This window comes from Streptomyces sp. NPDC039736 (assembly GCF_055596485.1).
Map to the genome: position 1 here is coordinate 132,600 of NZ_JBVIUQ010000011.1, position 17,629 is coordinate 150,228.

The following is a 17,629-nucleotide window of genomic DNA, read 5'->3' on the forward strand; positions in this document are numbered from 1 at the left end:
CACTGGGCATGCCCCAACTGCCCGCCCCCGCCTACCCGGACGAGGTCCGGGCCCGCCTGGAGGCGGACGCGAAGGAGGTGATCGGCCGCTACCCCGACAGCCGCTCCGCGCTGCTGCCGCTGCTGCACCTCGTGCAGTCCGAGGAGGGGTACGTCTCCCGCACCGGCATGCGGTTCTGCGCGGAGGTGCTCGGCCTGACCACCGCCGAGGTCACCGCCGTCGCCACCTTCTACACGATGTACCGGCGCAAGCCGTCCGGCGACTACCAGGTCGGCGTCTGCACCAACACCCTGTGCGCGGTGATGGGCGGCGACGCCATCTTCGAGGAGCTGAAGGACTACCTGGGGGTCGGCAACAACGAGACCACCGGCGACGGGAAGGTCACCCTCGAACACATCGAGTGCAACGCCGCCTGCGACTACGCCCCCGTGGTGATGGTCAACTGGGAGTTCTTCGACAACCAGACCCCGGAGTCGGCGAAGAAGCTCGTCGACGACCTGCGCTCCGGCCGGCCCGTCGAGCCCACCCGGGGCGCCCCGCTGTGCTCGTACAAGGAGACCGCCCGCATCCTGGCCGGCTTCCCCGACGAGCGCCCCGGCGCGGTGGAGGCCTCCGGCGGCGCCGGGCACGCCTCGCTGCTCGGCCTCCGGCTCGCCAAGGGCGAGGCGATCGGCCAGCCCCGCGTCGTGGCGCCGCGCGGCGAGCACCAGCAGGACGCGCCCAAGCAGGACGCGCCCAAGCAGGACGCGCCCAAGCACGACGCGCCCCAGCCGGGCGCGCAGAAGCAGGACGCGCCCCAGCCGGGCTCCGAGCACCTCAGCTCGCACGACGCCCCCCAGCCCACCTCGGCCTCCGACCCGGCCGCGGCACCCGAGCAGCACCCGGCAGGACCCTCGTCCGAGGAGGGGGAGTGATGACCTTGGCAGCCGAGATCAACAGCAACGGCAACGGGGACAGCCCCGAGAAGCTGCTCTCGCCCGTCCTCTCCGCCTTCTGGGACGACCCGAAGTCCTGGACGCTGGAGACCTACCGCAGGCACGAGGGGTACGAGGGCCTGCGCAAGGCCCTCGCCATGACCCCGGACGACCTCATCGCGTACGTGAAGGACTCCGGTCTGCGCGGGCGGGGCGGCGCCGGGTTCCCCACCGGGATGAAGTGGCAGTTCATCCCGCAGGGCGACGGGAAGCCGCACTACCTCGTCGTCAACGCCGACGAGTCGGAGCCGGGGACCTGCAAGGACATCCCGCTCCTCTTCGCGAACCCGCACAGCCTCATCGAGGGCATCGTCATCGCGTGTTACGCGATCCGTTCGAACCACGCCTTCATCTACCTGCGCGGAGAGACCGTCCCCGTGCTGCGCAGGCTGCACGAGGCCGTGCGGGAGGCGTACGCGGCCGGCTACCTCGGCACGAACGTCCTCGGCAGCGGACTCGACCTCGAACTCACCGTGCACGCGGGGGCGGGCGCGTACATCTGCGGAGAAGAGACCGCCCTGCTCGACTCGCTCGAAGGCCGTCGCGGCCAGCCCCGGCTGCGTCCCCCCTTCCCCGCGGTCGCCGGGCTCTACGCCTGTCCCACTGTCGTCAACAACGTCGAGTCGATCGCGTCGGTTCCCGCGATCCTCAACAAGGGCAAGGACTGGTTCCGTTCGATGGGCAGCGAGAAGTCCCCGGGCTTCACGCTGTACTCGCTGAGCGGGCACGTCGCCAACCCGGGCCAGTTCGAGGCCCCGCTGGGGATCACCCTGCGCCAACTGCTCGACATGAGCGGCGGGATGCGGGCCGGGCACCGGCTGAAGTTCTGGACGCCGGGCGGCTCCTCCACCCCGATGTTCACCGACGAGCACCTGGACGTACCGCTCGACTACGAGGGGGTGGGCGCGGCCGGCTCCATGCTCGGGACGAAGGCCCTCCAGTGCTTCGACGAGACGACGTGCGTGGTGCGCGCCGTCACCCGGTGGACCGAGTTCTACGCCCACGAGTCCTGCGGCAAGTGCACGCCCTGCCGCGAAGGCACGTACTGGCTGGTGCAGTTGCTGCGCGACATCGAGGCCGGCAAGGGCCGGATGTCCGACCTCGACAAGCTCAACGACATCGCCGACAACATCAACGGCAAGTCCTTCTGCGCGCTCGGAGACGGTGCGGCCTCGCCGATCTTCTCCTCGCTCCAGTACTTCCGCGCGGAGTACGAGCAGCACATCACCGGCAAGGGCTGCCCCTTCGACCCCGCCAAGTCGACCCTGTGGGCCGACCGGCACGCCGAAAACACGGAGGTGAACGCATGACCGTCACGACAGACAGCGCGCCCTCCGGGGGCGGCGAGGCGGCGGTCCCCCGGGAGGATCTCGTCTCCCTGACCATCGACGGCATCGAGATCAGCGTCCCCAAGGGCACCCTGGTCATCCGGGCCGCCGAACTCCTCGGCATCGAGATCCCCCGGTTCTGCGACCACCCCCTCCTCGACCCGGCCGGCGCCTGCCGCCAGTGCATCGTCGAGGTCGAGGGCCAGCGCAAGCCGATGGCCTCCTGCACCATCACCTGCACCGACGGCATGGTCGTCAAGTCGCAGCTCACCTCCCCGGTCGCCGACAAGGCGCAGCGCGGGGTGATGGAACTGCTGCTGATCAACCACCCGCTGGACTGCCCGGTCTGCGACAAGGGCGGCGAGTGCCCGCTGCAGAACCAGGCCATGTCGCACGGCGACCCCGACTCCCGCTTCGAGGGCAGGAAGCGGACGTACGAGAAGCCCGTCCCGATCTCCACCCAGGTGCTCCTGGACCGCGAGCGGTGCGTGCTGTGCGCGCGCTGCACCCGGTTCTCCAACCAGGTGGCGGGCGACCCGATGATCGAGCTGATCGAGCGCGGCGCGCTCCAGCAGGTCGGCACCGGCGAGGGCGACCCGTTCGAGTCGTACTTCTCCGGCAACACGATCCAGATCTGCCCGGTGGGCGCGCTCACCTCCGCCGCGTACCGCTTCCGCTCCCGCCCGTTCGACCTGGTGTCCTCGCCCTCGGTCTGCGAGCACTGCGCCGGCGGCTGCGCGACCCGCACCGACCACCGGCGCGGCAAGGTCATGCGGCGCATGGCGGCCGAGGACCCGGAGGTCAACGAGGAGTGGCTGTGCGACAAGGGCCGCTTCGGCTTCCGGTACGCCCAGCGGCCCGACCGGCTGACGACCCCGCTCGTGCGCAACGCCGACACCGGTGAGCTGGAGCCCGCGAGCTGGCCGGAGGCCCTGGCGGCGGCGGCCGAGGGGCTGGCGGCCGCGCGTGGCCGCGCCGGTGTGCTGGCCGGCGGCCGCCTCACCGTCGAGGACGCCTACGCGTACGGCAAGTTCGCCCGCGTCGCCCTGGACACCAACGACGTCGACTTCCGCGCCCGCGTCCACAGCAGCGAGGAGGCCGACTTCCTGGCCGCCTGCGTCGCCGGGCGCGGCCGCGACCTCGACGGCACGGGAACGACGTACACCACCCTGGAGAAGGCCCCGGCGGTACTGCTCGCCGGGTTCGAGTCCGAGGAGGAGGCGCCCGGCGTCTTCCTGCGGCTGCGCAAGGCCCACCGCAAGCACGGCCAGCGCACCTTCGCCGTCGCCTCGCACGCCACCCGCGGTCTGGAGAAGGCGGGCGGCACGCTGCTGCCCGCGGCCCCCGGCACCGAGACCGAGTGGCTCGACGCGCTGGCCGGGCGCACGGGACTGGACACCGCCGACGCGGTCCGCGCCGCCGACGCGCTGCGCGAGCCCGGCGCGGTGATCGTGGTCGGTGAGCGGCTGGCGGGGGTGCCGGGCGCGCTGACCGCGGCCGTTCGGACCGCGTCGGCGACCGGCGCCGAACTGGTGTGGATCCCGCGCCGGGCCGGTGAGCGCGGGGCCGTCGAGGCGGGCGCGATCCCGTCGCTGCTGCCCGGCGGGCGTCCCGCGATCGACCCCCGGGCGCGCGAGGAGGTCGCCGCCGTGTGGGGGGTGGCCGAACTCCCGCACCGGTACGGGCGCGACACCGGCCAGATCGTGGAGGCCGCCGCGACCGGCGAACTCCTCGCCCTGGTCGTCGCGGGCGTCGACCCGGCCGACCTGCCGGACCCCGCGCGTGCGCGGGAGGCGCTGGACGAGGTGCGCTTCCTGGTCTCGCTGGAGCTGCGGCCCAGCGAGGTCACCGCCAGGGCCGACGTCGTCTTCCCGGTGGCGGCGGTCGCCGAGAAGCCCGGCACCTTCCTCAACTGGGAGGGCAGGGCGCGGATGTTCGAGGCGGCGCTGAAGCCGGAGCAGATGACGCGCACGCTCGCGCCGAGCGACGCGCGGGTGCTGCACATGCTGGCCGACGCCATGGCCTCCGTCGGGGGCGCCGACCGGCACGGTCACTTCGCGCTGCCGGACCTGAAGTCCGTACGGCGCGAGCTCGACCGGCTCGGCGCCTGGGACGGACCGTACGCCTCCGCTCCGCTGGAGGCCTTCCGGCCGCTTCCCCGAGCGGGCGCCGGAGAGGCCGTCCTCGCCGGCCACCGGATGCTGCTCGACCAGGGCAGTCTCCAGGACGGCGACGAGGCGCTGGCCGGCACCCGGCACGCGGCCGTGGCCCGGCTGTCGGCCGCCACCGCCGCCGAGACCGGCGTCCAGCACGGCGACCTGCTGGCCGTCACCGGCCCGGCCGGAACCGTACGACTGCCGCTCCAGGTCACCGCGATGCCCGACCGGGTGGTCTGGCTCCCGCTGAACTCGGTGGGCGGCGGCGTCCTCTCCGACACCGGGGCCCGCCCCGGCCAGTTGGTCGCCCTCGCGCCCGCGAAGCCCGCGACGAGCGCCGAAACCGCTCCGACGGAGGTGACGGCATGACGACGGCGTACACATTGGCGGCCGAAGACCTGTCCATGTTCGGCACGGACCCCTGGTGGCTCGTCGCGATCAAGGCGGTCTTCTGCTTCGCCTTCCTGATGGTGACCGTGCTGTTCTCCATCGTGTGGGAGCGCAAGGTCGTCGCCTGGATGCAATTGCGCATCGGCCCCAACCGGCACGGCCCCTGGGGCATGCTCCAGTCGCTCGCCGACGGCGTGAAGCTGATGCTGAAGGAGGACCTGGTCGTCAAGCGCGCCGACAAGGTCGTCTACGTCCTGGCCCCGATCGTCGCCGCCATCCCCGCCTTCATGGCGATCGCGGTGATCCCCTTCGGGCCGCCCGGCAACGAGGTCTCGATCTTCGGCACCCGGACGTCGATGCAGCTCACCGATCTGCCGATCGCGATGCTCTACATCCTCGCGGTCGCCTCCGTCGGCATCTACGGCATCGTGCTGGCGGGCTGGTCGTCGGGTTCGACGTACCCGCTGCTCGGCGGTCTCCGCTCGTGCGCGCAGATGATCTCGTACGAGATCGCCATGGGCGCGGCCTTCGCCTCCGTCTTCCTCTACTCGGGGTCGATGTCCACGTCGGAGATCGTGGCGCAGCAGCACGACAAGTGGTTCGTCATCGTGCTGCCGGTGTCCTTCCTGATCTACGTCGTCACCATGGTCGGCGAGACCAACCGCGCCCCGTTCGACATGCCGGAGTCCGAGGGCGACCTGGTCGGCGGCTTCAACACCGAGTACAGCTCGATCAAGTTCGCGCTGTTCATGCTGGCCGAGTACGTCAACATGGTCACCGTCTCGGCGGTCTCGGTCACCCTCTTCCTGGGCGGCTGGCGGGCCCCGTACCCGATCAGCTCCTTCTGGGAGGGCGCGAACCACGGCTGGTGGCCGATGCTCTGGTTCGTCCTCAAGGTGCAGTTGCTGCTGTTCTTCTTCATCTGGCTGCGCGGCACGCTGCCCCGGGTGCGCTACGACCAATTGATGAAGCTGGGCTGGAAGGTCCTCATCCCGCTCTCGGTGGTCTGGCTGATGCTGGTCGCGACCATGCGGGCGCTGACCCGCGAGGGCGTCGAGTTCCGGTCGATCGTCTTCTACGTCGCCGGGGCGGTCCTCGCCGTACTGCTGGTCTCGTACGTGTGGGAGATGTTCCGGCGCTCGAAGCACGAAGGGCCCGAAGAGAGGGAGGACAAGGCCGCGTTCGACCCGATGGCCGGGGGATTCCCGGTGCCTCCGCTGCCCGGACAGACCCTGCCACCGGTGCCGCGCAGGCGGTCCCGGCAGGAGCGGGAGCTCGTTGTCAGTGGCGGCGGCCACACTGAGGGCATTGCTACTGAGAGTGACGGAAAGGAGGCTGACGGTGTCTGACGCGTCGTCCCGGGGCGAAGACCCCCGGACCCCCTGGCAGAACCCCGTGGCCGGCTTCGGCGTGACCTTCAAGGCCATGTTCAAGAAGCGGCTGACCGAGCAGTACCCGGAGACGCCGAAGGTGACGGCGCCGCGCTTCCACGGCCGTCACCAGCTCAACCGGCACCCCGACGGCCTGGAGAAGTGCGTCGGCTGCGAGCTGTGCGCCTGGGCCTGTCCGGCCGACGCCATCTACGTGGAGGGCGCGGACAACACCGAGGAGGAGCGCTACTCCCCGGGCGAGCGGTACGGCCGCGTCTACCAGATCAACTACGCCCGCTGCATCCTGTGCGGGCTGTGCATCGAGGCGTGCCCCACCCGGGCGCTCACGATGACCAACGAGTTCGAACTGGCCGACAGCAGCCGCGAGAACCTGATCTACACGAAGGACCAGCTCCTCGCCGGGCTCACCGAGGGCATGGTCGAGGCGCCGCATTCGGTCTTCCCGGGCACGGACGAGCAGGACTACTACCGGGGGCTGGTCACCGAGGCCGCGCCCGGCACGGTCCGGCAGGTCCCGCTGAGCAGGCAGGAGCGGCCCCAGGAGGGCGCCTCCACCTTCGGCGAGGACGAGCCCGCCGCCGGCAAGGTGGTGGGGGCATGAGCCACACCCTCGCTGCCGCCGCGTCCACGGGCGAGGCCGTGCAGTTCTGGATCCTGGGCACGGTGGCCGTCGTCGGCGCGCTGGCCACGATCCTGATGAAGAAGGCCGTGCACAGTGCGCTGTGCCTCGCCGGAACCATGATCATCCTGGCGGTCTTCTACCTCGCCAACGGGGCGTACTTCCTGGGCATCGTCCAGATCGTCGTCTACACCGGCGCGATCATGATGCTGTTCCTGTTCGTGGTCATGCTGGTCGGCGTCACCGCCGCCGACTCGCTCAAGGAGACGCTGAAGGGGCAGCGCTGGCTGGCCGCCGGATGCGGCGTCGGCTTCGGAATCCTGCTCATCGCGGGCATCGGCAACGCCGGGATCAAGGAGTTCAACGGACTCGGCCAGGCGAACGCGGCCGGCAACGTCCAGGGGCTGGCCGAGCTGATCTTCACGGACTACGTCTTCGCCTTCGAGATCACGGGCGCCCTGCTGATCACCGCCACGGTCGGCGCGATGGTCCTCACCAACCGCGAGCGCACCGAGCGCGCCAAGACCCAGCGGGAACTGTCCGAGCAGCGCGTCCGCGCGGGCAAGCACCTCCCGCCGCTGCCCGCCCCCGGCGTCTACGCCCGGCACAACGCGGTCGACGTCCCCGGTCTGCTCCCCGACGGCACCCCGTCCGAGCTGACCGTGATGCAGACGCTGCGCGAGCGCGGCCAGGTCCGGGACGTGTCGGCCCAGGCGCTGAGCGACCTCAAGGCCCTGGAGCAGCGCTCGGAAGAGCGCCTGGGACGCGACGACGCGGAGCGTCGCCCGTCGCGTCGCGAAGAGGAGGCGGCCAAGTGAACCCGGTCAACTACCTGTACCTCGCCTCGCTGTTGTTCACCATCGGCGCGGCAGGAGTGCTGATCCGGCGCAACGCCATCGTCGTGTTCATGTGCGTCGAGCTGATGCTCAACGCCTGCAACCTGGCACTGGTCGCGTTCTCCCGGATGCACGGCAATCTCGACGGCCAGATCATCGCCTTCTTCACGATGGTCGTCGCCGCCGCCGAGGTCGTGGTCGGCCTGGCGATCATCGTGTCGCTGTTCCGGTCCCGCCACTCGGCCTCGGTCGACGACGCCAGCCTGATGAAGCTGTAAGGGGCGCAAAGAATCGTGGAGAACCTGATCGCGCTGCTCGTAGCGGCGCCACTGCTCGGAGCGGCCGTACTGCTGTGCGGCGGCCGCCGGTTGGACAAGATCGGCCACTGGCTGGGCACCCTGCTCGCCGCCGGTTCCTTCGTGATCGGCGCCGTCCTCTTCGCCGACATGATCGGCAAGGACGCGGGCGACCGCGCCCTGCACCAGAAGCTGTTCAGCTGGGTGCCGGTCGCGGACTTCCAGGCGGACATCGCCTTCCAGCTCGACCAGTTGTCGATGACCTTCGTCCTGCTGATCACCGGCGTGGGCACCCTGATCCACGTCTACTCCATCGGGTACATGGAGCACGACGAGCGCCGCCGGCGCTTCTTCGGCTACCTGAACCTCTTCCTCGCCGCGATGCTGCTCCTGGTCGTCGCCGACAACTACCTCCTGCTGTACTTCGGCTGGGAGGGCGTGGGCCTCGCCTCGTACCTGCTCATCGGGTTCTGGCAGCACAAGCCCAGCGCGGCGACGGCGGCCAAGAAGGCGTTCCTGGTCAACCGGGTCGGCGACATCGGCCTCTCGATCGCGATCATGCTGATGTTCACCACCTTCGGGACCTTCGCCTTCGGGCCGGTGCTCGGGGCGGCGGAGGGCGCGAGCGAGGGCAAGCTGACGGCGATCGGGCTGATGCTGCTGCTCGCCGCGTGCGGCAAGTCGGCGCAGGTGCCGCTCCAGTCCTGGCTCGGCGACGCGATGGAGGGCCCGACCCCGGTCTCGGCCCTGATCCACGCCGCGACCATGGTGACGGCGGGCGTGTACCTGATCGTCCGCTCCGGGGCGGTCTTCGACGCGGCCCCCACGGCCCAGTTGGTGGTCACCGTCGTCGGCGCGGTCACGCTCCTGTTCGGTGCGATCGTCGGTTGCGCCAAGGACGACATCAAGAAGGCGCTCGCCGGATCGACCATGTCGCAGATCGGCTACATGATCCTCGCGGCCGGACTCGGCCCGATCGGCTACGCCTTCGCGATCATGCACCTGGTGACGCACGGCTTCTTCAAGGCCGGGCTCTTCCTCGGCGCGGGCTCCGTGATGCACGGCATGAACGACGAGGTCGACATGCGCAAGTACGGCGGCCTGCGGAAGTACATGCCGGTCACCTTCATCACCTTCGGCCTCGGCTACCTGGCGCTGATCGGCTTCCCGGGCCTTTCCGGCTTCTTCTCCAAGGACAAGATCATCGAGGCGGCGTTCGCCGCGGGCGGCACCCAGGGCTGGATCCTGGGCGCGGCCACCCTGCTGGGCGCCGGACTCACCGCGTTCTACATGACGCGCGTGATGCTGATGACCTTCTTCGGCGAGGAGCGCTGGCGCAACCGGGCCACCGCCTCCCCGGACCGGCCGGACGTGGAGCCCGCCGCCGAGACGCACGGCGCGCACAGCGAACCGCATCCGCACGAGTCGCCGAAGTCCATGACGATCCCCATGATCGTGCTCGCCTTCGGCTCGGTCTTCGCCGGTGGCTTCTTCGGCATCGGCGACCGGTTCGTCAACTGGCTGGCCCCGGTGACCAAGTTCGAGCACCCGCACCCCCCGATTTCCGTGCCCGTCATCATGGGCGCGACGATCACGGTCCTGCTGCTCGGCGTGGCCGCCGCGTACGTCCAGTACGGCCGCAAGCCGATTCCGGTGGTCGCCCCGCGCGGCTCGCTGCTCACCCGGGCGGCCCGCCGCGACCTCCTCCAGGACGACTTCAACCACGTGGTCCTGGTCCGCGGCGGCGAGCACCTCACCCGCTCGCTGGTCTACCTCGACCACAAGGGCGTCGACGGCGTGGTCAACGGCACCGCCGCCTCGGTCGGCGGGCTCTCGGGCCGGCTGCGCAAGCTCCAGAACGGCTACGCCCGTTCGTACGCGGTCTCGATGTTCGGCGGTACGGCGATCCTCATCGCCGCGACCCTGCTGATGAGGGCGGTCTGATCACGATGTCCTTTCCCCTGCTCACCGCGACGGCGGTCCTCCCGGCGGCCGGTGCCGTTCTCACCGCCGCCGTGCCGGCCGCCCGCCGCACGGCCGCCAAGTGGCTGGCGCTGCTGTTCTCCCTGGGCACGCTGGTGCTGGCCGCGATCGTCCTCGTCCGCTTCGAGCCCAGCGGCGACCGCTACCAGCTCACCGAGTCGCACGCCTGGATCAAGGACTTCGGCGTCCGCTACGAACTGGGCGTCGACGGCATCGGGGTCGCGCTCATCGCGCTGACCGCGCTGCTGATCCCGTTCGTGATCCTCGCGGGCTGGCACGACGCCGACCCTCTGGAATCGAAGGACAACAAGCGCTGGCGCCCCACCCAGGGCTTCTTCGCGCTGATCCTGATGGTCGAGGCGATGGTGATCATCTCCTTCGAGGCCACCGACGTCTTCCTCTTCTACATCTTCTTCGAAGCCATGCTCATCCCGATGTACTTCCTCATCGGCGGCTTCGGCGACCGGGCGCACAGCGGCACGGACGAGGCGGCGGCCACCCAGCGGTCGTACGCGGCGGTGAAGTTCCTGCTCTACAACCTGGTCGGCGGCCTCATCATGCTGGCCGCGGTGATCGGGCTCTACACGGTCACCGGCACCTTCTCGCTCTCCGAGATCGCCGAACTCCGGGCCAACGGCGGCCTGGAGATGTCGACCACCGTCGAACGCCTGCTCTTCCTCGGCTTCTTCTTCGCCTTCGCGGTGAAGGCCCCGCTGTGGCCGCTGCACACCTGGCTGCCGAACGCGATGGGGGAGGCCACCACGCCGGTCGCCGTCCTGATCACGGCGGTCGTCGACAAGGTCGGCACGTTCGCGATGCTGCGCTTCTGCCTCCAGCTCTTCCCGGAGGCCAGCCAGTGGGCGACGCCCGCGATCCTCGTCCTCGCGCTGATCAGCATCGTGTACGGGGCGCTGCTCGCGGTCGGCCAGCGCGACATCAAGCGCCTGATCGCGTACGCGTCGATCTCGCACTTCGGCTTCATCATCCTGGGCATCTTCGCGATGACCAGCCAGGGCCAGTCCGGCGCGACGCTCTACATGGTCAACCACGGCCTCTCGACCGCCGCGCTGATGCTGGTCGCCGGCTTCCTGATCTCCCGGCGCGGGTCGCGGCTCATCGCGGACTACGGCGGGGTGCAGAAGGTGGCCCCGGTGCTCGCCGGAACCTTCCTGATCGGCGGTCTCGCGACGCTCTCACTGCCGGGCCTCGCGCCCTTCGTCAGTGAGTTCCTGGTCCTGGTCGGCGTGTTCGCGGCCTACCCGGTCGTCGGGATCATCGCCACCACCGGCATCGTCCTCGCCGCGCTGTACGTCCTGGTGCTCTACCAGCGCACCATGACCGGCCCGGTGAAGGCCGAGGTCAGCGGGATGAAGGACCTCAAGGCCCGCGAGCTGACCGTGGTCGTCCCGCTGATCGTGCTGCTGATCGGGCTCGGCGTCTTCCCCAAGCCGCTGACCGACATCGTCAACCCGGCCATCACCCACACCATGAGCGACGTGAACAAGCAGGACCCCGAGCCCGAAGTGGAGGCCGCGAAGTGAGCGCAGCATCCGTCCACAGCCTGTGGGCGACTCTGGCGGCCGACACTCCTCCCGGCTCCGGGCTGAAGTTCGACGCCCCGACCATCGAGTACGCCCAGCTCTCGCCGATCCTGATCATCGTCGGCGCGGCGGTGCTCGGCATCCTGGTGGAGGCGTTCGTCCCCCGCAAGGGCCGCTACTACGCCCAGCTCTTCCTGTCGGTGGTGGCCATCGCGGCCGCCTTCGCGGCGATCGTCGGGCTCGCGGCCAGCGGGTTCGCCACCACCAAGGCGCACATCGCGGCCATGGGCGCGATCGCGGTCGACGGCCCGGCCCTGTTCCTCCAGGGCACGATCCTGCTGGCCTCGCTGGTCGCCGTCTTCACCTTCGCCGAGCGCAAGCTCGACCCGGAGACGCACGGCAACCGCGTGGACTCCTTCGCGGCCGACGCGGCGGCGGTGCCCGGCAGCGACGCGGAGAAGGCCGCGGTCAAGGCCGGTTTCACCACCACTGAGGTCTTCCCGCTCGCCCTGTTCGCGATCGCCGGACTGCTCGCCTTCCCGGCCGCCAACGACCTGCTGACGCTCTTCATCGCGCTGGAGGTCTTCTCGCTCCCGCTGTACCTCCTGTGCGCCGTCGCCCGCCGCAAGCGGCTGATGTCGCAGGAGGCGGCCGTGAAGTACTTCCTGCTCGGCGCGTTCTCCTCGGCGTTCCTGCTGTTCGGCATCGCGCTGCTGTACGGGTACGCCGGTTCCGTCTCGTACGCGAAGATCGCCGACGTGGTCGACGGCACCGCCCAGCAGATCTCCCCGGCGCTCGCCGGGACCATGGGCAACGACGCGCTGCTCCTGATCGGCATGGCACTGCTCCTGATGGGCCTGCTCTTCAAGGTCGGCGCGGTGCCGTTCCACATGTGGACCCCGGACGTCTACCAGGGCGCCCCGACCCCGGTCACCGGCTTCATGGCCGCGGCCACGAAGGTCGCGGCCTTCGGCGCGCTGCTGCGCCTGCTGTACGTCGTGCTGCCGGGCCTCACCTGGGACTGGCGGCCGGTGATGTGGGGCATCGCCATCGTCACCATGCTGGGCGGCGCCGTCGTGGCCATCACCCAGACCGACATCAAGCGGCTCCTGGCGTACTCCTCGATCGCGCACGGCGGGTTCATCCTCGCCGGTGTCATCGCGGCCACCCCCGACGGCATCTCGTCCGTCCTCTTCTACCTGCTCGCCTACTCCTTCGTGACGATCGGCGCGTTCGCCGTGGTCACGCTGGTGCGCGACGCGGGCGGCGAGGCGACGCACCTGTCGAAGTGGGCCGGCCTCGGCCGGCGCTCCCCGCTGGTGGCCGCCGTCTTCGCGGTGTTCCTCCTCGCCTTCGCGGGCATCCCGCTGACCTCCGGTTTCTCGGGCAAGTTCGCGGTCTTCAAGGCGGCGGCGGAGGGCGGCGCGGGAGTGCTCGTCGTGGTCGGTGTGCTGTCCTCGGCGGTCGCGGCCTTCTTCTACATCCGGGTCATCGTGCTGATGTTCTTCAGCGAGCCGAAGGCGGACGGCCCCACGGTCGCCGTGCCGTCGGTGCTGACGACGACCGCGATCGGGGTGGGCGTGGCGGTGACGCTGGTGCTCGGCGTCGCCCCGCAGTACTTCCTGGACCTGGCCAACCAGGCGGGAGTCTTCGTCAGGTAACGGCCGTCACGGTGTGTCACCGCCGCCCGGCGCCCTTCGAGGGGTGCCGGGCGGCGGCTTTTGGTCCCGGTTGTCGGTGCGTGCCCCTACCGTGGTGGAGGTGGCGACACGGAAACGGGGGAACGGGTGCGATGAACGCGATGAGTGGGGCGAGCGGAGTGATGGACGTGGACGGGACACAGACGGCGGCCGGGGCCGGGGGAGGCGTGGGAGTCGCGGAGAGTGATGCCCTGCGCACGCTGCACCGGATCTTCGGGTACGACGCGTTCCGCGGTGAGCAGGCGGCGGTCATCGACCAGGTGGTGGGCGGCGGCGACGCGGTCGTCCTGATGCCGACCGGCGGCGGAAAGTCCCTCTGCTACCAGATCCCGTCCCTGGTCAGGCCGGGCACGGGCGTGGTGATCTCGCCGCTGATCGCGCTGATGCAGGACCAGGTCGACGCGCTGCGGGCGCTCGGCGTGAAGGCCGGCTTCATGAACTCGACCCAGGACTTCGACGAGCGGCGCACGGTCGAGGCGGAGTTCCTGGCGGGCGAACTGGACCTGATCTACCTGGCCCCGGAGCGGCTGCGGCTGGACTCGACGCTGTCGTTGCTGGCCCGCGGCAGGATCTCCGTCTTCGCCATCGACGAGGCGCACTGCGTGGCCTCCTGGGGCCACGACTTCCGTCCCGACTACCTGGCCCTGTCCGTACTGGGCGAGCGCTGGCCGGACGTGCCGCGCATCGCCCTGACGGCGACCGCGACGGCGGCGACGCACCAGGAGATCACCGCCCGCCTGGGCATGCCGGACGCCAAGCACTTCGTGGCGAGCTTCGACCGGCCGAACATCCAGTACCGGATCGTCCCGAAGGTCGACCCGAAGAAGCAGCTCCTGGCCTTCCTGAAGGAGGAGCACGCGGGCGACGCGGGGATCGTCTACTGCCTCTCCCGCAAGTCGGTGGACGCGACGGCGGACTTCCTCTGCAAGCAGGGCATCGAGGCGATCCCGTACCACGCGGGTCTCGACGGGGGCACCCGCGCCCGCAACCAGGCCCGCTTCCTGCGCGAGGAGGGTCTGGTGGTGGTCGCGACGATCGCCTTCGGGATGGGCATCGACAAGCCGGACGTGCGCTTCGTCGCCCACCTGGACCTGCCGAAGTCGGTGGAGGGGTACTACCAGGAGACCGGTCGTGCGGGCCGTGACGGGGCGCCCTCCACGGCCTGGATGGCGTACGGCCTCCAGGACGTCGTCCAGCAGCGGAAGATGATCCAGAGCGGCGAGGGCGACGAGGCGTTCCGCCGCCGGGCCGCCTCCCACCTGGACGCGATGCTGGCGCTCTGCGAGACGGCGGAGTGCCGGCGCGGCCAGCTCCTCGCCTACTTCGGGCAGGAGGGCGCACCGGAGAAGTGCGGCAACTGCGACACCTGCCTGAATCCGCCGGAGACGCTCGACGGGACGGTGCCCGCGCAGAAGGTGCTGTCGACGGTGTGGCGGCTGAAGCAGGAGCGCAGGCAGAAGTTCGGGGCGGGACAGATCATCGACATCCTGCTCGGGAAGAAGACGGCGAAGGTCATCCAGTTCGACCACGATCAGCTCTCGGTGTTCGGGGTGGGGCAGGAGTTCGCCGAGTCCGAATGGCGGGGCGTGGTGCGGCAGTTGCTGGCGCAGGGACTGCTGGCGGTGGAGGGCGAGTACGGGACGCTGGTCCTGACGGAGTCCAGCGGGTCGGTGCTGGGCGGCGAGCGTCAGGTGCGGCTGCGCAAGGAGCCGAAGAAGGTGGCGGTGGCGCGGGCCGACCGGTCCGAGCGGAAGGCGAAGGCGGCGGCCGCGGTGGCGGACCTGCCGGCGGACGCGGCGCCGGTCTTCGAGGCGCTGCGGTCCTGGCGGACGGCGCAGGCGAAGGAGCTGGGGATGCCGCCGTACGTGGTCTTCAACAACGCGACGCTCCAGGAGATCGCGGTGCGGCGGCCGTCCTCGCTGGCGGAGCTGGGGGCGATCGGCGGCGTGGGCGAGAAGAAGCTGACGACGTTCGGGGAGGGCGTACTGGGCGTGCTGTCGGGGCTGGACGGCCCCACGGGGGCTCCCGCCCCGGTCCCGGCTCCCACCCCTGCTCCGGCTCACGCCCCGGCCCCGGCCCGCTCGGCGGAACCCGAGTCGGCCTGGGACACGGAGCCCGAGCCCGACTGGGACATGGAACCGCCGCCGGAGGACTGAGCGGAGCCCTCCGGGGCCGGGGGGGGCGGCCCGGAGGGCATGCCCCCCTTGGGGCGCGGGGAACCGCGCGACCAGCCACGACGCCTCCGCAGGGAACCCGCAACCCCCCCCCGCACGGAAGGGGAACCACACCCCACCCGCACGGACACAGGACACACAGGGCGAAGGCGGCGGCCCGACCCCTCCCGCCCGGAAGCGGCGGTCACTCGCCTCCGCCGCCGTCCCCGCCCCCCGACGCCTGATCGCTCTGGACCGCCTTCCGGACCGCCCTCGCGGTCCACTCCCGGTGGCAGAAGTCCCGTACCCGCGCCCGCAGGGCCCGCCCCTCCCGCCCCGGGAAGCGGCGTCCGACGAGCCCGGTCGCGTACAGGAACGCGCCCAGGAGCCGGTCGCGGTGGCCGGGAAAGCCCGCCGCCGACGCGTCGGCGAGCCGCTGGTGCACCACCGCCGAGAAGTCCTGGCCGGCCGCCGGGTGGCGGACCACCGGGAAGACGCCCCACACCTTCTTCGACTCCCGCCGCAGCACGCCCCGTTCGACCAGGCGGTCCAGACAGCGGCCCATGACCGTCCGTCCGGAGCGCCGTACGAAGTGCGAGGTGCGGACCGCGTCCCGGTGCGCCTTCCCCGGCGGACCGAGCCTCTCCAGCACCTCCACCAGCACCGGGTCGGCGCCCGGCGGCAGGACCGGGTTGCGGACGTGCACCCGGCCCCGCTCCTCCACCACGCAGCCCGCCAGGGCGAGTTCGGCCAGCACGGCCCCGGCGATCCCGTACTCGACGTAGGAGCCCATGAGACGGGTCGAGCCCTTCTGCGGGTGCAGTCCGAGCAGGAGGAGTTCCTCCGCGAGGGAGAGGTGGGGAAGGGGTGCGTTCACGGCGTCAGCCTCCCGGGGGCCGAGGGCAGGGGAGTTCCTGCGGAACTCCAGGATTCCCCGCCGGAGGGCCGTTCAGCCCCGCCCCACGATCCGCCCGGTGACCTCGCCGAGACCGACCTTCGTACCGTCCGGGCCCGGCGCCCACGCGGTGAGCGTGACCTCGTCGCCGTCCTCCAGGAACGTCCGCTTGCCGGTGGGCAGTTCCAGCGGCTCGGTGCCGTTCCAGGTCAGCTCCAGCAGCGAGCCCCGCTGCCCGGTCTGCGCACCGCTGACGGTCCCGGACCCGTACAGGTCCCCGGTCCGCAGCGACGCGCCGTTGACCGTCATGTGCGCCAGCATCTGCGCCGCCGACCAGTACATGCCCGAGAACGGCGGCTCGGAGACGACGACCCCGTTGACGGCGACGGAGATCCGCAGGTCGAAGCCGCCCGCCTCCTCGTCGTCGGAGTCGTCCAGGTACGGCAGTACCGGGACGTCCCGCGGCGGCAGCGCGACCCGCGCCTCCTCCAGGGCCTCCAGCGGCGTCACCCACGCGGAGACCGAGGTGGCGAAGGACTTCCCGAGGAAGGGGCCCAGCGGCACGTACTCCCACGCCTGGAGGTCCCGCGCCGACCAGTCATTGAGCAGCGAGAGTCCGAAGACGTGGTCCCGGAACTCCCCGAGCCCGACCGGCTTCCCCAGCTCCGACGGCGTGCCGACGAGGAAGCCGACCTCCGCCTCGATGTCCAGCTTCACCGAGGGGCCGAAGACCGGAGCCGCGTCCGCCGGGGCCTTGCGCTGGCCCGAGGGGCGGACCACGTCCGTCCCGGAGACCACGACGGTGCCGGACCGGCCGTGGTAACCGATCGGCAGGTGCTTCCAGTTGGGGGTCAGCGCGTCGCCGTCCGGGCGGAAGATGCGGCCGACGTTGGTCGCGTGGTTCTCGCTCGCGTAGAAGTCGACGTAGTCGGCGACCTCGTACGGCAGGTGCAGCGTGACCGCGTCCAGCGGGTGCAGCAGCGGCTCTATGTCCTCGCGGTGCGCGGGGCTGGTGACCCACGCGGTGAGCGCGCGGCGCACGTCGCGCCAGGCGGTGCGGCCCGCCGCGAGCAGCGGGTTCAGGGAGGGCTGGGCCAGGAGTTGGGCGTACGGGGAGCCGAGCGCGAGGGCGGCGGCGCCCGCGTCCAGCACGTGGTTGCCGATCCGGACACCGACGCGGCGGCGCTCCGGCGCGTCCGCGGTGGAGAACACGCCGTAGGGGAGGTTGTGCGGGCCGAAGGGGTCGCCCTCGGCGATGTCGAGCGCTGACGTGAGCGGGGACTGCTCGGGCATGGGGTGCTGCCTCGCTTTCCAGGTCGTTGGAACACACGTTACGTGGGCGGGGCGAGCGACGGCAGGGGCGGAAG

General features: G+C 71.0%; 13 protein-coding genes. 11 read left to right on the forward strand and 2 right to left on the reverse strand.

All coding sequences use genetic code 11. The annotated features are described in order from the left end of the window. The first annotated feature begins 8 nt into the window (after positions 1–8). The 11 genes from nuoE (at position 9) to recQ (ending at position 15,370) form a co-directional block, all read left to right on the forward strand. Positions 9–914 (forward strand): NADH-quinone oxidoreductase subunit NuoE, encoded by a 906-nt coding sequence (nuoE, locus tag ACZ56L_RS29615; RefSeq protein ID WP_471067549.1) that lies wholly within the window; start codon positions 9–11, stop codon positions 912–914. Beyond that, positions 911–2,284, forward strand: a complete 1,374-nt coding sequence (gene nuoF / locus ACZ56L_RS29620; RefSeq protein WP_345229012.1) for an NADH-quinone oxidoreductase subunit NuoF — start codon at positions 911–913, stop codon at positions 2,282–2,284. The genes nuoE and nuoF overlap by 4 nt, the downstream gene beginning before the upstream one ends. After that, positions 2,281–4,827 carry an NADH-quinone oxidoreductase subunit G gene (locus ACZ56L_RS29625; protein ID WP_468686375.1) on the forward strand — a complete coding sequence of 849 codons (2,547 nt, stop codon included), beginning with the start codon at positions 2,281–2,283 and terminating at the stop codon, positions 4,825–4,827. The genes nuoF and ACZ56L_RS29625 overlap by 4 nt, the downstream gene beginning before the upstream one ends. Then, entirely contained in the window at positions 4,824–6,197 is a 1,374-nt protein-coding gene (nuoH, locus tag ACZ56L_RS29630) for an NADH-quinone oxidoreductase subunit NuoH (protein ID WP_345229009.1), read from the forward strand. Before ACZ56L_RS29625 ends, nuoH begins: the two co-directional genes overlap by 4 nt. After that, positions 6,190–6,840, forward strand: coding sequence for an NADH-quinone oxidoreductase subunit NuoI (nuoI, locus tag ACZ56L_RS29635; protein ID WP_345229008.1), 651 nt, complete (start codon positions 6,190–6,192; stop codon positions 6,838–6,840). Before nuoH ends, nuoI begins: the two co-directional genes overlap by 8 nt. Beyond that, positions 6,837–7,676, forward strand: coding sequence for an NADH-quinone oxidoreductase subunit J (locus ACZ56L_RS29640; protein WP_345229007.1), 840 nt, complete (start codon positions 6,837–6,839; stop codon positions 7,674–7,676). Before nuoI ends, ACZ56L_RS29640 begins: the two co-directional genes overlap by 4 nt. After that, positions 7,673–7,972, forward strand: a complete 300-nt coding sequence (nuoK, locus tag ACZ56L_RS29645; RefSeq protein ID WP_189554133.1) for an NADH-quinone oxidoreductase subunit NuoK — start codon at positions 7,673–7,675, stop codon at positions 7,970–7,972. Before ACZ56L_RS29640 ends, nuoK begins: the two co-directional genes overlap by 4 nt. Positions 7,973–7,987: 15 nt before the next feature. Next, a complete protein-coding gene (gene nuoL / locus ACZ56L_RS29650; protein ID WP_468686376.1) occupies positions 7,988–9,934 on the forward strand; it encodes an NADH-quinone oxidoreductase subunit L in 1,947 nt (648 codons plus the stop codon). 5 nt (positions 9,935–9,939) lie between these two features. After that, positions 9,940–11,514, forward strand: coding sequence for an NADH-quinone oxidoreductase subunit M (locus ACZ56L_RS29655; RefSeq protein ID WP_401756848.1), 1,575 nt, complete (start codon positions 9,940–9,942; stop codon positions 11,512–11,514). After that, on the forward strand, positions 11,511–13,175 hold the full coding sequence (gene nuoN, locus ACZ56L_RS29660) for an NADH-quinone oxidoreductase subunit NuoN (protein ID WP_345229004.1): 1,665 nt from the start codon (positions 11,511–11,513) through the stop codon (positions 13,173–13,175). The genes ACZ56L_RS29655 and nuoN overlap by 4 nt, the downstream gene beginning before the upstream one ends. Before the next feature lie 161 nt (positions 13,176–13,336). Further along, on the forward strand, positions 13,337–15,370 hold the full coding sequence (gene recQ, locus ACZ56L_RS29665) for a DNA helicase RecQ (protein WP_471067552.1): 2,034 nt from the start codon (positions 13,337–13,339) through the stop codon (positions 15,368–15,370). Positions 15,371–15,572: 202 nt separating this feature from the next. Here recQ and ACZ56L_RS29670 read toward each other — a convergent pair whose 3' ends face one another. Continuing rightward, the gene (locus ACZ56L_RS29670) at positions 15,573–16,244 is read right to left on the reverse strand and encodes a GOLPH3/VPS74 family protein (RefSeq protein ID WP_468686377.1); all 672 of its coding nucleotides are present in this window, start codon (positions 16,242–16,244) and stop codon (positions 15,573–15,575) included. 72 nt (positions 16,245–16,316) lie between these two features. After that, complete coding sequence (fahA, locus tag ACZ56L_RS29675; RefSeq protein ID WP_345229001.1) at positions 16,317–17,555, reverse strand: fumarylacetoacetase; 1,239 nt, start codon at positions 17,553–17,555, stop codon at positions 16,317–16,319. Positions 17,556–17,629 lie beyond the last annotated feature (74 nt).

Excerpts from the sequence above, each read along its gene's own strand:
- nuoE (WP_471067549.1), top strand. The coding sequence starts at position 9 with ATGCCCCAACTGCCCGCCCCCGCCTACCCGGACGAGGTCCGGGCCCGC.
- ACZ56L_RS29655 (WP_401756848.1), top strand. The coding sequence starts at position 9,940 with ATGTCCTTTCCCCTGCTCACCGCGACGGCGGTCCTCCCGGCGGCCGGT.
- ACZ56L_RS29625 (WP_468686375.1), top strand. The coding sequence starts at position 2,281 with ATGACCGTCACGACAGACAGCGCGCCCTCCGGGGGCGGCGAGGCGGCG.
- fahA (WP_345229001.1), bottom strand. The coding sequence starts at position 17,555 with ATGCCCGAGCAGTCCCCGCTCACGTCAGCGCTCGACATCGCCGAGGGC.
- ACZ56L_RS29640 (WP_345229007.1), top strand. The coding sequence starts at position 6,837 with ATGAGCCACACCCTCGCTGCCGCCGCGTCCACGGGCGAGGCCGTGCAG.
- nuoH (WP_345229009.1), top strand. The coding sequence starts at position 4,824 with ATGACGACGGCGTACACATTGGCGGCCGAAGACCTGTCCATGTTCGGC.
- recQ (WP_471067552.1), top strand. The coding sequence starts at position 13,337 with ATGGACGTGGACGGGACACAGACGGCGGCCGGGGCCGGGGGAGGCGTG.